This is a genomic window from Methylotenera sp. L2L1, assembly GCF_000744605.1.
In the GTDB taxonomy this organism is placed as follows: Bacteria; Pseudomonadota; Gammaproteobacteria; order Burkholderiales; family Methylophilaceae; genus Methylotenera.
In genome coordinates, this window is record NZ_JQMG01000001.1 from 2,389,468 (window position 1) to 2,405,031 (window position 15,564).

At 42.7% G+C, this 15,564-nt stretch carries 11 protein-coding genes and 1 other RNA gene; 5 read left to right on the plus strand and 7 right to left on the minus strand.

Annotation, left to right across the window (positions count from 1 at the left end; all coding sequences use genetic code 11):
• Positions 1-2 precede the first annotated feature (2 nt).
• From FG24_RS11325 to FG24_RS11335, 3 genes are all read right to left on the minus strand, one after another.
• On the minus strand, positions 3-4,727 hold the full coding sequence (locus FG24_RS11325; RefSeq protein ID WP_235189770.1) for a tetratricopeptide repeat protein: 4,725 nt from the start codon (positions 4,725-4,727) through the stop codon (positions 3-5).
• A gap of 202 nt (positions 4,728-4,929) precedes the next feature.
• Positions 4,930-5,577 carry a response regulator gene (locus FG24_RS11330; protein WP_036303494.1) on the minus strand — a complete coding sequence of 216 codons (648 nt, stop codon included), beginning with the start codon at positions 5,575-5,577 and terminating at the stop codon, positions 4,930-4,932.
• 101 nt (positions 5,578-5,678) lie between these two features.
• Entirely contained in the window at positions 5,679-7,178 is a 1,500-nt protein-coding gene (locus FG24_RS11335; RefSeq protein ID WP_051901535.1) for a sensor histidine kinase, read from the minus strand.
• A gap of 262 nt (positions 7,179-7,440) precedes the next feature.
• Here FG24_RS11335 and FG24_RS11340 point away from each other — a divergent pair, with 262 nt between their 5' ends.
• The 5 genes from FG24_RS11340 to recR all read left to right on the plus strand — a co-directional run bounded on the left by FG24_RS11340 (position 7,441) and on the right by recR (position 11,460).
• Complete coding sequence (locus tag FG24_RS11340; protein WP_036303496.1) at positions 7,441-8,505, plus strand: HD domain-containing phosphohydrolase; 1,065 nt, start codon at positions 7,441-7,443, stop codon at positions 8,503-8,505.
• 108 nt (positions 8,506-8,613) lie between these two features.
• Positions 8,614-8,710: signal recognition particle sRNA small type (ffs, locus tag FG24_RS12580), an RNA gene on the plus strand.
• A 90-nt stretch (positions 8,711-8,800) separates the two neighbouring features.
• Positions 8,801-10,504, plus strand: coding sequence for a DNA polymerase III subunit gamma/tau (gene dnaX, locus FG24_RS11345; protein ID WP_036303498.1), 1,704 nt, complete (start codon positions 8,801-8,803; stop codon positions 10,502-10,504).
• Between the two features lie 20 nt (positions 10,505-10,524).
• The gene (locus FG24_RS11350) at positions 10,525-10,833 is read left to right on the plus strand and encodes a YbaB/EbfC family nucleoid-associated protein (RefSeq protein ID WP_036303500.1); all 309 of its coding nucleotides are present in this window, start codon (positions 10,525-10,527) and stop codon (positions 10,831-10,833) included.
• A 24-nt stretch (positions 10,834-10,857) separates the two neighbouring features.
• Positions 10,858-11,460: a recombination mediator RecR gene (gene recR, locus FG24_RS11355; protein ID WP_036303502.1), complete on the plus strand. Its 603-nt coding sequence runs from the start codon at positions 10,858-10,860 to the stop codon at positions 11,458-11,460.
• Between the two features lie 145 nt (positions 11,461-11,605).
• Here the strand turns inward: recR and FG24_RS11360 are convergent, their stop codons facing one another.
• Genes FG24_RS11360 through FG24_RS11375 form a run of 4 tightly spaced genes read right to left on the minus strand, consistent with a single transcriptional unit; the run spans position 11,606 to position 15,452 of the window.
• Positions 11,606-12,250: an HAD family hydrolase gene (locus FG24_RS11360; protein ID WP_036303503.1), complete on the minus strand. Its 645-nt coding sequence runs from the start codon at positions 12,248-12,250 to the stop codon at positions 11,606-11,608.
• 2 nt (positions 12,251-12,252) lie between these two features.
• A complete protein-coding gene (ubiG, locus tag FG24_RS11365) occupies positions 12,253-12,981 on the minus strand; it encodes a bifunctional 2-polyprenyl-6-hydroxyphenol methylase/3-demethylubiquinol 3-O-methyltransferase UbiG (RefSeq protein WP_036303504.1) in 729 nt (242 codons plus the stop codon).
• The gene (locus FG24_RS11370) at positions 12,948-14,300 is read right to left on the minus strand and encodes a TRZ/ATZ family hydrolase (protein WP_036303505.1); all 1,353 of its coding nucleotides are present in this window, start codon (positions 14,298-14,300) and stop codon (positions 12,948-12,950) included. Before FG24_RS11370 ends, ubiG begins: the two co-directional genes overlap by 34 nt.
• 60 nt (positions 14,301-14,360) lie before the next feature.
• A complete protein-coding gene (locus tag FG24_RS11375; protein WP_036303506.1) occupies positions 14,361-15,452 on the minus strand; it encodes an OmpA family protein in 1,092 nt (363 codons plus the stop codon).
• Positions 15,453-15,564 lie beyond the last annotated feature (112 nt).

Below are 15,564 nucleotides of genomic sequence, written 5' to 3' on the forward strand. Positions count from 1 at the left end.
CATCATGGGAACTGCTCCAGAAGATTAAAATGAGCATTATTTTGATGTTGCAACAGATTCAATTGATTTAATTCAACCCAGCCTTTATCTTGGCTAAGCATAGTCTCCCATAACTGTATAAAAGATTGTTTAAATTCTTTACTTCCAACAGAATACTCTTCCTGCAGCCTTGCAAAAGCAAGCATTTCTTCATTGCCCTTAAAAAGTCTGTGGACAATTCCGCTCACCATATGAATAGCATGCTCAGTTTGCTTAATATCTATTTTCCCTAACTCATAGCTACCTAAAGCTATCGCTATCCAAGCAATGTAACCACACCTAAAACTGATGGAGGAAAAGTTACCAGTATTTTGGTGAGGGTTAACCCTAAACAATCCCAGATGCTCTTTAATGATTGCGATATTAGACGACAAGGATGTGTGTAAACACAGTCCAATATCACCTAAGCCATTGTATGGAATACCATTGAGTGTGGCAGGTTTAAGCTCCCAAGCAGCACTAGCAGAATATACCGTATTGCTAAACTCACCCAGCCAGTTCACACAATCTGGCACTATCGATGGAAATATTTGATTAGCACTCAAAACATCCACTTTTTCTAATCCATCCGATATAAAACTAGGAATTCTAGGGCTTGATATTGGCACTCCTAATTCATTACCCACCCAACGATAACTCACAGATGCTCCTATACCGCTTTTAGAGTGTGCTGTTAGGTGCATTTGGTAAAAAGTTGGATAAATTAAATCGTCATCAAACAAGATATGCACATAAGGCGTAGACTGGTTCCAAAAATTCAATAAATTCACGACGTTAGCAGATGAGCCCTTTTTGGGTCCCTCAATGATATCCAAATTTAGTTTTTTCAGTATCTCAGCAAATTTGGTGCTTTTTATAGCAGTTGTAACCTCATTATTAGGGCTGTCATCTGAAACTATCACTTTAATATTGGTATAGGTTTGTGTAGATAAGCAAGAAAGCAATTCAAAAAGATATTGAGTTTTGTAAGCTGGAATGAGTGTGGTCAAAACAGGATTGGCAGCAACCACATGACTTGGCGATAATTGCCCAACTTGCTGCACCTTCTCAATTTGTTCAACAAACTCTGCTGCCAACATTTGGGCAGTCTCTCCTCGCAAACCATACTGCTGACCAAGCTCTAAAGCATCCGCAGCAGTTGAAGTAGCACCAGCTTGCATCAGCGCGTCGATATAGGTGACCCAGTATTGCTCAATCTCTGGTTTACAGAGCACCGCCTTTTCAAATAATGGCAAAGCTTCATCAATACCATGTAGATTAAATACTAGGATACCCTGCTTGTAATTTGCCTCTGGATTGTCGGGGTTAATCTTTAGCACTTCTTGATATAGAAGCGCGGCTTGCTCAAGCTGACCGCCTGCTTCATGTTGCAGAGCCATTTCCATCACTTCGTCCATAGCATCATGCAGCGCCTGCTGTTGCGGAGTGTGATGTTCCCACTTGTTAAAATAAAGCTGACATTTCTGGCCCCAATGTGGCGAGCCAAATGCACCTTTACTTTGATGGGTGAGTTTTATCGGCCACGTGCCTAAATGCAAGCCAGCTTCTCTAGCACTTCTGCAAAAATCTATGTCATAAAGATGGAAGTCAAACTGATGGTCAAATCTAACATGTGCGCTTTCTAACGCAGATTTTGTAGTAGCAATAAACACGCCATCTAACAATTCACAGGCAGCTGGTGCTTCGCCATAAAAAGAACTTTTGCCAAAAGCATGCAAGCCATGCGATACGGTTCCACTTAAGTACTCAGGCTCATCCCAATTAAGCGCGGTATCGACAAAAAGCCAAGCGGGCTGGTTAGGTAATCTACGTTTGTTGCCGGCAACGCCGATAATATCAAAACACTCAAGCCCGGCAATCAGCGTGTCGACAAAGTTAGCTTCATCTATCCATACGTCATCATGCACAAATACTAAAATAGCATTGTCATCAGCTTGTTCGATCGCCTGATTAAACACATCAGAAAGCCCTAAGGTATTATTAAAAGCAACGCTTGCAGACACCCCTCTACTTTGTTTTAAATGGCGGTGCAATGAAAGACCAAGTGCCGATTTACGCCAGAAATCTTGTTCCGAATACCGTGTAGCACTAACAATTTGTACATGACGGTTTGTACTACTGTTCACTGAATGTTCATCAGCATTTTTTGTTAAGGCTGAGAACTCTGCTTTATTACCGCTTGCTACCTTATCTGTTTCAGCCGCAGGGTAATGCTCATGCCACATTTCCCACAATGCAGTTTCCATGTTTTTTGCAAATCGTTCAGCATCAAACAATGGTGAAGCTAGCGCCTGTGCTCGTAGTCCCGCCCTTAAATTAGCAAGCTGATTTAAGTCACTGCATAGTGAAAGCGCCTTATCTAGATACTCATCTTTAGTTTTTGCCACCCAATCAGCAAGGCCTGCAGCACTAAGCATGCTCGCGCCTTGCCTTGCAATTAAACTATCACCGGCAAGTGTCAATGTAGGAACACCCATCCATAGGGCTTCACAGGTTGTCGTACCCCCAGGATAAGGAAAAGTGTCTAATATGACATCTACTTCATGATGAGCTACAAAATAAGCCTCGCGTGATACCGAACCTAAAAGCGTCAGCCGATCTGCACTAACCCCTAATTTAGCAAATCGTGCAACCATGTCTGCCGTCACATCAGCATCACCAAAAGACTTACACTGCCAACGTAATTTAGCATTAGGCAATGCAAGCATCACCGCTGCCCATAATGCCAACACATCATCCCCTGCTTTTGCCAAAGTTTGAAAACTTGCAAAAGTGATATAGTCATTGGTGAGGGCTGGCAACGCAGACACATCAACCGCCACATGCGGTGCCGTAAAACACAACCGAGTATCGGATAAATATTTAATTTTTTCTACAAAGTGAGCGTAATGCGCTGCCGGCACACCTACTTCATCTGCAATAAAGTAATCCACGGACTTCATACCCGTAGTCGCAAAATAACCTAGCCAACTGACTTGTATTGGAGCTGGCTTCCACGCCAGAATCTGTAATCGATTGCCGGATGTATGACCAGAAAGGTCAAGTAAAATATCGATACCATCTTGGTGAATCAACTCAGCGGCAGCCTGATCGGTTAAGCCAACCAGAGATTTCCAATGCGCGAAGTTTGGTTTAAGCCGGCCGGTAAAAGCATCTTCACGGATATCCGTTAAATATGCGATTAGCTCGAACTGGGAGAAATCAACGTTTTTCGCCCAATTCTCTAGAAAATAAGCAACGGGGTGCTGACGTAAATCGCCAGACATCAGGCCAATACGTAACCGTTGACGACCAGATCTAGCTTTCCAAGTGGTGTATGCTTGCTGCACTTTCTCGGTCACGACATGATCAAACGCTAGGGCTTGTTCTAAACGATATTCGGCGCTGTGATGGCCAGAGTAATTCATCGCAAACAATAAATTACTTCTTGCTTTGTTAGAGGCCGGGTCATATTTTAGTGCTTCAAAACACTCGTACTCAGCCTCCTCCAAGCGCCCTTGTGCAATGTAATTTGTGCACAAATTAATATGTGCATTGACGTACTCAGGGAGAATCTCAACGGCTTTTTTAAGCGACAGCTCAGCTTTTTTAATCTGTCCAAGCGCAGCTAAAGTCAGCCCTAAATTACTGTACAGCAAAGCCTCACTCGGGTGCAGATCTATCGCCTTACCAAAGGCCACTTCAGCCTCCTGATAACGCTCCATTCTGTGTAAAGCAAGGCCTAAGTTGTTATAGGCCAACCAGTAATCTAAGTCTAACTCTAAAGCGCGCAGGTAACATGCCTCGGCCTCGGCAAACAAGCCCTGCTCAGCCTTCGCCAAACCAAGGTCCACATGCACATCTTTACGCGATTGATCAATTGACAGCGCTTGAGCAAAGTATGGAATAGACTCCGGCACTCGCCCTATCGTCCTTAAAAAGACCGCCATTTTGACATATGCATCAACTGACTTGGGGTGTGCCGAAATGCCAGCCTGTATGCATGCTTCCGCCTCAGTCAACCTATCAGCCGCATGTAATAAGTCGGCAAGATTACTATAAGCCTCAAATTTGGCACCAATTTCAATCGCCTTCTTAAAGCTGTCCTCAGCATCTTGCAACTGATCTAAGGCTTTTGCTACGGCGCCTAATCCTATATGGGCTGCAACAAAATCAGACTGCAATTTCAACACATCCTCATAGCAACCTTTTGCCTCAGCAAAGTGGCTCAGTTCGTAAAGAACGTGTCCTAAGTTATCTAGAATCCAAATATTATTGGTATCTAAACGTAATGCATTTTTATAACTCTGCTCGGCTTGTGCTAATAAATCCTGATTTTTTAAAACATTGCCTAAGTTGTAATGCGCCTGTGCAAAGCTGGAATTAAGCTGTATGGCTTTTTGGTAACAAACAACAGCTGAGTCTAGTTTTTGCTGGTCATAAAAACAGTTACCTAGGTTATATTGAGCCTCATAATCCTCAGGTAAAAAAAGTGCGGCATTTTTTAATGCTTGCAGCGCATGGTCAGCTGCGCCCTGATTTTGATAGATAGCACCAAGCACTTTCCATGCAAATCCATGTTTAGGGTACTGCTGAACCATAGATGAGGCTAAAGCCAGAGCTTCAGGGAGTTTTCTTTGATTAAACAACGCTAATAATGCGTTCATTTCGTCTAAAGCAGGATTTGTATTATTTTTAGTTTTAACCATTATCCCAGTCAATCAGCGATAGTTTTAACAAGCAAATAGCAATATAACATGTGATTGCCGCCAGTTTTAGATAATGACATTATTCAGAAACCACTAGCCACTTGATATTTAAAACAAATACGCAAAAGTAGTTCTCTTTACTGTTTGCACCGAGGACAGCAAAGTGCTCGTCCTATCATTACCTCAACCATCACCGGTGCTTTTAACTCACCAAGTTATGTTTAAAAGCATAATGCGTTAGTTCAGCATTATGCTTAAGCTGCATTTTTTCAAGCAATCGTGTGCGATACATGCTGACAGTTTTCACAGACAGCGAAAGTTTATTGGCCACGTCTGTTACCGACAAGCCAGAAGCAATCATAATGAATGTTTGATACTCTCGATCTGAAAGTAACTCATGTGGTGCTTTCTGGTCATCTCTACCAATCTGATTGGCTAAGATCTCGGCCACCTCAGGTGTGATGTACTTTTTTCCCCTAGCCACTGTGTGAATCGCATTCACTAACTCGGATGACGCACTCTGCTTACATAGATAACCTGCGGCACCTGACTTTAAAGCTCGAATTGCGTATTCATCCTCCCTGTGCATAGAAAGCATCAATACCGCGATATGATTGTTCTCACGCTTAATGTACTTAAGCGCCTCTATGCCACTTCTATCTGGCAGAGAAATATCCAGCAATAAAACATCCGCATCGGGTTGAGAGCCTAGCTTGATTGCCTCATTCGCATTTTGTGCTTCTGCTATCACCAAAATATCATCGGTTTCAGAAAGGATTTGCTTGAGACCTGCTCTTAAAATTGCATGATCATCTGCGATAATGACTTTTATTTTAGGTTTTTTACTCATCACTCACACCATCGTTTCATTTTTGAACAACAACTCACGCAAAAGCTTTGCATTTACCACGCTAAGATACTTAGCGTGAATCAAACCACCTAACACACTAATTATTCTATGGGCAAAGTGACTGTAATCGCAGTGCCTTTTTCCGCCAACTGATCAATATCAAAACTACCATATAGCGCGGCAACCCGCTCCTGCATTCCTCTTAATCCAAAAGAGTTAGGTTTATAAGTATCGGCAAAATTAATACCGATGCCATTATCACTAATTTTCATGATTATTTCATGATAATGTAGATTCAGATCCACATGCACAGAGGTCGCATTAGCATGCTTCGCAATATTAGACATCGACTCCTGACAAATCCGAAACAAAGTAATTGCTTGATCTGGTGTCACGACAATCTCCGATTGATTGGTCGAAAAAGTACACGACACACCCACTTGCTTTTCAAATTCTTTAGCCTGCCACTGAAGTGCAGCAACAATCCCTAAATCTAATATATTCGGTCTTAAATCACTCGATATCTTATGAATGGCCTCAAATGTATTATCTACAATACACTCCAAGCCTTTTGCCTGCTCAACAGAAACAGACTGGCCGGTTGCTAATCGATTAATGATAGAGGCCAAGCTAATTTTAATGGCGGTTAAATTACCACCTAAATCATCATGTATCTCACGCGCGATCCTGGTGCGCTCCAACTCTTTAATTTGATTCATGTGCGCAGTTAATTGCGCTAATTCATGGCGAGACTCTTGTAACTCATGCTTTTCGTTTTTACTTTGCGTGATATTAATCATAATGCCAACCCATTGAATGACCCCATCATTCAAAACCTTAGGAATTGCACGCAGATTAATCCACTTATTATCCTGCCAATCATTAATCCAAACCCGGCCTTCCCAATCTAACTGAGTAAGCCCATCTGCAGAAAATATTAACCGCTTCCGTAATGAAACTCTATCCCTTGGATTCATCATCGCAAAAAACAATTTCGACTCATGCATTAGGTCCGAGGCATTCAAACCTAGCAACGCTTTACAACCATCACTAAGATAGTTGAAAACAATGTCACCTTTAGGATCAAGATGTAGCTGAAAAACCAAGCCTGGCGTATTTGAGATAATCGCCTCTACCCTAGACTCACTATCAATCAACACTTGATTAAAAGTACTCTTACATTCGCGACAATCACTCACTGAAACTGGTAAAGAATCATTTTTAATGATGAATAAAAAAGCTTTTTGCTCGAACGTAACTAACTTAACACGTAACTGATCATGACCTTGATGCCCGATGACTGGTGCTTGGTCCTGCATCAAAGGTAAAAAATCAAGTGCATTTCGGTGCGCATATAGATGCGCCTGTAAAGCTATTTTGCTTACTCCCAGCAGATCTATAAGCAGCTGTTCTTGCAACTCAGGCAAGTCACAACCTGTATTGTTTAATACACTTGCATTAACATAGACAAGCCTCATATCCGCAGCATCAAGCAAATAAATTTCATCGGCTACCGCGTGTAGCAACTCATTAAAAAGCTGTGGGTTCTCATTAAAAAATACAGGTAGAGACTCTTGCGGCACTTTAATCGAAGGAATCATTTGATTAAACCCTATATTTTCAATAAGTTATAAAATACTAAATCGCAAAAATACAGTCTAACGACTGGTAAACTTATTATACATTCAAGTATTAACACAAAAGACCTACATATCGTCCAAAGTGCTACTATTCAAACTAAAGTTGAAGGCTCACATTAAACGTGATTTGCTGTTCAAGCACTAAAAAACACTAAGAGATTTTTTTCAACCCCATTTTAAGACATAATTACAGGGTGTTTTAATAATAACTCAATGAGAAAACATGCGCATATTGTTAATTGACGACACCGAACTCAACATTACATTACTGAAACATCTCATCAAAAAGATACCAGAATACGAGTCGATTGCTTTTACCAATCCTGTTAAAGCGCTCCTCTGGTGTAGAGATAACGAACCTGATTTAGTGATCGTAGATTATGCAATGCCTGAAATGGATGGCATTCAGTTCACTCAGCAGTTTAGAGGTTTCGCTAACTACGAAGAAATTCCCGTGCTAATGATTACTGCCAATAGTGATACATCTGTGCGCCAAAAAGCGCTCGCCAGCGGAGTCACAGATTTTCTGAATAAACCTCTAGATAATATTGAGTTTATTACTCGTGCAAGAAACATGTTGGCATTACGTCAAAGCCAAAAAGCTTTAATAGATCGTGCAGAGTGGCTAGATGATGAAGTGCGCAAGGCCACTGCAAAAATTAAAGAGCAAGAACGTGAAACGATATTTTGTTTAGCCAAAGCAGCTGAATTCCGCGACCCAGAAACCGGCGCACACATTCAACGTATGGCACACTACTCTAAACATATCGCACACGTACTTGGCTTATCCTTACAAGAGCAACAGCTACTGCTTGAAGCTGCCCCTATGCATGATATTGGCAAAGTTGGCATTCCCGATGCTATTTTACTCAAACCAGGCAGGCTCACACCGGAAGAGTTTGTCATCATGAAACAGCATGCGATGATTGGTTACGAACTCCTCAATGCAAACAACTCCCCTTTACTCAAAACGGCAGCTGAAATCGCACTGACCCATCATGAGAAATATGATGGAAGCGGATACCCTCATGGATTATCCGGTGAGAATATTCCATTATTCGGTCGCATTGTTGCCGTAGCCGACGTATTTGACGCACTCACTTCAGAACGTCCTTATAAAAAAGCGTGGTCGATTGAAGATGCTTGCAAGCTATTGAGAGAAGGAAGCGGCGGACATTTTGATCCTGTGTGTGTGGATGCTTTTTTTAGCGACTTTAATGAAATCATCACGATTAAAAACACCTTCTTAGATGAAGTCATTGAAGCTGAAAACCATGCCCTGCATTGAATGCAGAACAATAGCCTGAATAGGCGGCAATTCTTTAAGCACGATAACAAACACAAATATCAACAAAGCACTAACGTAAATCTGCCAAAGTATTGTAAAATTACGTCTGGCGGGCCTCCCCGCATTGTGAAGTAGCCAATCTGGTCAGGTGCGGAAGCAAGCAGCCACAACTATTAAGCAAGTGCCGGGGTCAAGGCTCGCCTCTTCTTTTCTTTAGCTAAAGCACATTTTAAAAGCCAAAGAACCTCCTAATAATTTAAAGACGAAAATACAATTTTCAGCTAAAGTTTAGGTTATGTCATATCAAGTGCTAGCGCGTAAATGGCGCCCAAAATCCTTTGAGACGCTGGTCGGTCAAGACCACGTAGTTCGTGCGCTCACCAATGCTCTTGAACAAAACCGCTTACATCACGCTTATTTGTTTACTGGCACGCGTGGTGTCGGTAAAACGACAATCGCTCGTATTCTAGCTAAATCGCTTAACTGTGAAACAGGCATCACTGCAAAACCATGTGGCGTTTGCAATGCATGTACAGAGATTGATAAAGGCCGATTTATTGATTTGATCGAAGTCGATGCGGCAAGTAATACGCAGGTAGATGCAATGCGTGACTTGTTAGACAACGCACAATATGCGCCAACCGCTGGCCGCTTCAAAGTCTACATCATTGACGAAGTGCACATGCTCTCCAAAAGCGCATTTAATGCGATGCTTAAAACACTGGAAGAGCCTCCAGCTCACGTTAAGTTTATCCTTGCCACGACCGACCCTCAAAAAGTGCCTGTGACAGTGCTTTCACGCTGCTTACAGTTTAATTTACGCCAAATGGCTGGCACTTCAATTACAGGTCACTTGCAAAACATTCTCACGCAGGAAAGTATCGCATTTGAGCCAACGGCTCTGCACTTAATCTCCCGTGCCGCAGCTGGCAGCATGCGTGACGCCCTCTCGCTGACAGATCAAGCCATTGCCTATGGCGGCCAAACAGTCAACGAGTCAGAAGTGCGTGCTATGTTGGGGGCAATCGACCAAAGCTATTTATATCAACTATTAGATGCACTGCTCGCCAATGATGGCAATAGCCTGATTAATCAAGCAAAAGCGATGGAAGAACGTAGCATCTCATTCGACGCTGCATTAAATGATCTCGCACAACTGCTGCATCAAGTCGCTGTCGCACAAACGGTACCAGAAAGCGTCGCGAATGACCTCCCAGAACGCCAAGTGCTATTAAGCCTAGCGCAAAAGATTCAGCCTGAAACCTTACAGCTTTATTATCAAATCGCCTTATTAGGTCGCCGTGATATAGGCTTAGCTCCTGATGAGTTTGCTGGCTTCACCATGAGTCTGTTGCGCATGTTAGCATTTACGCCCAACGAAAATAGCAACGCCGCTAGCAAGCCTAAAACACCTAGTCCAATTAACAACGCACATGCTAATAACACAAGTGTAACTGCACCAGTCGCGCAAACCGAGCATCCAATCAAGCAAGAAACCGTTGCTGAGATTGAAGCTAAAATTGCAGATGCACCACCTGCAATCGAAAACAATCGGATAGAAACTAATGCACCAGCACCGGTGCCTAGTGAAAATACTGCAATACCAACACAAGCAAACAACATTGCCTTTAACGGTAATTGGCGTGCATTAGTAGACGCGTTAAAACTTGGGCTTGCCAGAGAGTTGGCCAAGCACTGTGAGCTTATTGCTTATGATGAACATAGTATTTCGCTAAGCGTACCAGAGAGCCAGAAGCACCTAGTCTCAGCCAATTATCAAGAAAAGTTAACGACGGCAATTACTCAGCACTTTGATAGAAAAATTAAGCTGCAATTTAGCATTGGCGGTACAGGCAACACCCCTGCCAAGCAAATTTCTCAAGAAAAGGCACAAGCACAAGCCAATGCCGAAAACGCAATTGAAGAGGATAGCTTCGTACAAGCGCTGATTGATGACTTTGGCGCAACTATCATTCCCAATAGTATCAAACCAATTTAATCAAGTTTAAGGAGAACAATATGATGAAAGGTGGCATGGGCAATCTAATGAAACAAGCCCAGCAAATGCAAGCTAACATGCAAAAAGCGCAAGAAGAGCTTGCCAACATTGAGGTTGAAGGTATTGCAGCCAACGGATTGGTTAAAGTACAAATGACCTGTAAAAATGAAGTAAAACGCATCACTTTAGATGACAGCGTCATGGATGACAAAGAGACTCTAGAAGACTTATTAGTCATCGCTTTAAAAGATGCAACAGTAAAAGCTGAAGCAACCTCTTCTTCACGCCTATCAAGCTTTATGCCTGCAGGTATGAAACTGCCATTTTAATTTCAGCCTAAGCTCAAGACTTTCATGAAAAACCCGCCAGCGCTTGAACAACTCATTGAGAGTTTACGTTGTTTACCTGGCGTGGGGCCAAAATCAGCGCAACGCATGGCTTACTACCTTTTACAACGTGATAGACAAGGCGCAAGTGGTTTAGCTTTAGCCTTAGATAATGCACTACAGGTCGTTGATCATTGTAAACTTTGCAATACCTTTAGCGAACAACCTATCTGCCCGTTATGCGAGTCAGCACAACGAGACAAAACGGTACTATGTGTCGTAGAAATGCCTACAGACCTCATCATGCTAGAAAACACACGCGCCTACACAGGCATGTATTTTGTGCTGATGGGTAGGCTGTCGCCACTAGATGGCATTGGCCCTAAAGAAATTCATTTAGACAAACTCATTAAACGTGCTCACGATGGTATTGTAGAAGAAGTCATTCTAGCGACTAACTACACTGTAGAAGGTGATGCAACCGCCCATTACATCAGTGAGTTATTACGTGTGCGCGGCATAAAGGTGAGCCGCATTGCGCGTGGTATGCCAATGGGTGGAGAGATTGAATATGTAGACTCAGGCACGCTTGCACAAGCCATGCTGGAACGCAGAAGCGTATTTAAATAAGATTAAACAGGTTATATAGCCTGACTGTATCCAAACTCAAAAAATAAGTTTAAACAAGTAACAGCAATCAGTACATCAGCGGAAAAAGTTAGCTGGCTTTAGATCAATGTCAGATTAACATCACACACCCAGCTTACACTGCCATCTAAGCATTCACTAATGCTAATAAATCTAAGGGTTCATTAATCGTCTGATCTGCACCCCAAGCTGCCGGCTGATCGGTATCAGCTAAGTATCCATATAAAGCGACAACCGTTCGCATGCCTGCGGCCTTCCCTGCTTGGATATCACGCTCTGCATCGCCTACATACCAGCACTGCTCTGGGTTGATATCAGCTTGTTTACAAGCCATCAACAAAGTATCAGGGGCAGGCTTAGGTTGCGGTGCATCATCACCGCTGACGACACATGCAGCGCGCGTTAACAAACCAATACTCTGCATTAAAGGTTGCGTAAAACGTCGTGGCTTATTGGTTACCACACCCCAAGGTATATTTTTAGCCTCTAATGAGGTCAACAACTCAGAAATGCCATCAAAAAGAATTGGTTGACGCGTTAACACTTGGTCATAGATGGCGAGATACTCTTCGCGCATCTCATCAAAAACAGCATCTTCAGTTGTTAAATCAAATCCAACAGCTAACAAACCTTTAGAGCCATGCGAGGCATAAGGCCTGATCACATCTAGCGGCAACTCCGCTAAACCATGTCGTACTCGTTGCAAGTTAAGCGCGTAGGCAAGATCATGCGCAGTGTCGACCAATGTGCCGTCTAAATCAAATAAAATCATGTTTAATAATCACTAAGCTCTGTGTGTAGCAGATAGTTGACAGAAACATCATTGCTCAACGAATAATGTTGCGTAAAAGGCTGGTAACTCATGCCGCGCATGCCGGCAACAGTCAGGCCAGATTGTCTCGCCCAGCCAGACAGTTCTGATGGCTTAATAAACTTTGCATAATCATGCGTGCCTTTTGGCAACATATTCAATATGTACTCAGCACCCAGCACTGCAAATAAATAAGCTTTAGGATTACGGTTAATCGTTGAAAAGAAGACTGAGCCGCCGGGCTTGACCAGTTTTGCACACGCCGCCACGATAGAAGCAGGGTCAGGCACATGCTCCAACATTTCCATACAGGTCACCACATCAAAACTCGCCGGTTGCTCAAGCGCCAATTGCTCTACGGATGTGAGGATATAATTTACTTTTGCACCGCTTTCTAACTGGTGCAATTTGGCAACGTTAAGTGCTTTTTCACCTAAATCAATCCCTGTCACATCAGCGCCTTTAAAATGCATAGATTCAGACAAAATACCGCCGCCGCAACCTAAATCAAGCACACGCTTACCACTCAAGCCCGCAAGGTTATCAATGTAGTTTAAGCGTAGCGGATTAATTTCGTGTAAAGGTTTAAATTCGCTATTCTTATCCCACCACTTATGAGCAAGTTCGCCAAATTTCTGTAACTCTAGTACATCTGCATTTAATGTTTGTATTGTCTTAGCTTCGGTTGCCATGTTTGGATAATTTCCTTTAACTCTAATGGTTCTATATTCGCATATGTCCCGTTACTGTAACGCAACTCACCTGCGACCCATGTATGCGTCACATGTTCACGGCCACAGCTGTAAACCAAATGTGAGATTGGATCATAACAAGGTGATATTGAAAAGTCGCTCAATTTAACGGCCACTAAATCTGCTTGTTTACCTACTTCGATACTACCAATCTTACTGTCTAAGCCTATCGCTCTCGCTGCGTTAATCGTCACCATTTTAAGCGCCTGATGTGCAGGCAATACAGCAGCATCTTCATTAGCCCCTTTTGACAATAAAGCAGCAAGGCGCATCTCACTAAACATATCAAGCCGGTTATTACTTGCAGCACTATCGGTGCCTATACACACATTAACATTATTTTTTAATAATGCATTGATTGGTGCAATACCGCTCCCTAACTTTAGATTAGAGGTTGGGCAATGTGCAATATGACACCCATACTCAGCCAGTATATCAATTTCATGTGGCAATAAATGCACGCCATGTGCCGCAATGAAACCTGGCCCTAACAGTCCAATATCAACAATTCTTTGAATAGGTCTCACGCCATAGCTAGCCTCACTCTGGCTAATCTCATCACGTGTTTCATGTAAATGCGTATGTATGCCCACACCCAATTGCTCGGCATAGGTCAATACTTTTTCAAAAGTCTGGTTAGATATTGTATAAGGCGCATGTGGCGCTAATGATGAACTTATCAATGGGTTACCACGCCAGCTATCATGCGCTTCAAAACCCTTTTGCAAATAATCGTCAGCATCAGCTGCATAGTTCGTTGGAAACTCAAGTACAGTTAACCCTAAATGCGCCCGCATACCCGCTTTATTAGCTGCCGTTGCGGTTGCCTGTGGGTAAAAGTACATATCATTAAAACAAGTTGTTCCACCACTCAACATTTCAGCACAGGCAAGCAAAGACGCATCTTCAACATAACGCGCAGTCACGATTGCGCGCTCTGCTGGCCATATGTGATCATTTAGCCACACCATTAAAGGCAAGTCATCTGCTATCCCACGCATTAATGTCATCGCAGCATGCGTATGCGCATTAATCAAACCTGGCATCAAGACATGGTTATCGATAACCGTTAATTCGCTCGCCGTATACTTCATCCGCGCCTGAGCGGTTGGCAATATATCAACAATCACCTGATGATTAATCACTACAGAGTAAAACTCATGCAATGTATTATTTGAGTCCACAGGCACAACCCAGCGCGCCTCTATTATCAGATTTACATGAGTTACCGGTATCGGCAATTGTTCTTGTTTTGTCATAGCATCTCATTCTACCAATAAAAAAGCCCCGCAGAGCGGGGCTTTTTAAAACCAGAAAAATTATTTGCAACCTTTTTCCATTGAACGTGTTGCTTCAATCTCAACACGGCGGTTTGGTGCTAAACACTCAATCAATGCTTTACGACCTTTAACGCCATCGCAATCAACTACAGGAACCAACTCGCCTTTACCAACAGCGATTAAACGATCAGCTTCAACACCTTGGCTAATCAAATAATCACGTACTTGATTAGCACGTTTTTCAGATAATTTTTGGTTGTATGCTTCACTACCAAGTTTATCTGTATGACCAGTTACTTTCACAGTTGCGAAGATTTTGTTCTCTTTCATTTTAGGAACAACTTCGTTGTCTAAAACGCTAGTATCTTTTAATTTAGCTTCATCAAAAGCAAATAACTTAGAAGCTTCAATCGTGATTGTTTCATACTGTGGCTCACATACAGGCGCTGGTGCTGGCTCTGCAGCAGTTACAGGTGCTGGTGCAACTGGTGCTGGCTCCGGCTCAACTGCGGCTACTGGCATTACAGCTGGTGCGCCAAAGCGGAAGATACCGCCTAAGCTTAATAGCGTATTGCCGATAGTGTCAGTATCGCTAGATGTTGCTACACCGTTACTTACTTTAATTGATGCACGGCTCCATTGATGACGCAAGTCAGCTTGTAAGCCGAATGTGTCATTAATTAGATATTGAGCACCTAAACCAACGTTAGCTAACCAAGATGTTTTCTTACCATCGATATCTAGCGTAGGGTGGCTGTAATCTACATTGTTACGCGCTACACCTAAACCAGCTAACAAGAATGGACGGAATTTTTCACGGCTAAACATGTATAACGCATCAGCGCCTAATGTCGTTTGTTTATAACGGCCGCCAACACCAGCAATACCAGTGTCTTCACTTGCACGGTTATAACCTAAACCACCTTGGATGTCCCAATGCTCAGATAACTCTTTACCAAGTTTGATGAATGCGCCACCGCCGTTGTCAGCTTCTAGGTCGCTATCTGTATTCATGTAGCTAACACCTGGTACTGCATACCAAGCGCCGCGATACATATCTTCTGCAGATACAGCAAATGCTGCCAAGCCTAATGTTGCTGCTACTGCGATATTTAACATGTTCTTTTTCATTCTTATTACTCCTTGTTAATGAATCTTTATGGTGCTGATAATACGCATATAAACAACACAACGCAACCTATAACATCTGATAGATATTAGCTTGTAGCTGCCATTGTTGCCT

What these genes read in the sequence shown, in the direction of transcription:
- FG24_RS11360 (WP_036303503.1), bottom strand. Translation starts at nt 12,250, where the DNA reads ATGATTTTATTTGATTTAGACGGCACATTGGTCGACACTGCGCATGAT.
- FG24_RS11335 (WP_051901535.1), bottom strand. Translation starts at nt 7,178, where the DNA reads ATGATTCCTTCGATTAAAGTGCCGCAAGAGTCTCTACCTGTATTTTTT.
- FG24_RS11330 (WP_036303494.1), bottom strand. Translation starts at nt 5,577, where the DNA reads ATGAGTAAAAAACCTAAAATAAAAGTCATTATCGCAGATGATCATGCA.
- FG24_RS11340 (WP_036303496.1), top strand. Translation starts at nt 7,441, where the DNA reads ATGCGCATATTGTTAATTGACGACACCGAACTCAACATTACATTACTG.
- dnaX (WP_036303498.1), top strand. Translation starts at nt 8,801, where the DNA reads ATGTCATATCAAGTGCTAGCGCGTAAATGGCGCCCAAAATCCTTTGAG.
- FG24_RS11325 (WP_235189770.1), bottom strand. Translation starts at nt 4,727, where the DNA reads ATGGTTAAAACTAAAAATAATACAAATCCTGCTTTAGACGAAATGAAC.
- FG24_RS11370 (WP_036303505.1), bottom strand. Translation starts at nt 14,300, where the DNA reads ATGACAAAACAAGAACAATTGCCGATACCGGTAACTCATGTAAATCTG.
- ubiG (WP_036303504.1), bottom strand. Translation starts at nt 12,981, where the DNA reads ATGGCAACCGAAGCTAAGACAATACAAACATTAAATGCAGATGTACTA.
- FG24_RS11350 (WP_036303500.1), top strand. Translation starts at nt 10,525, where the DNA reads ATGATGAAAGGTGGCATGGGCAATCTAATGAAACAAGCCCAGCAAATG.
- FG24_RS11375 (WP_036303506.1), bottom strand. Translation starts at nt 15,452, where the DNA reads ATGAAAAAGAACATGTTAAATATCGCAGTAGCAGCAACATTAGGCTTG.
- recR (WP_036303502.1), top strand. Translation starts at nt 10,858, where the DNA reads ATGAAAAACCCGCCAGCGCTTGAACAACTCATTGAGAGTTTACGTTGT.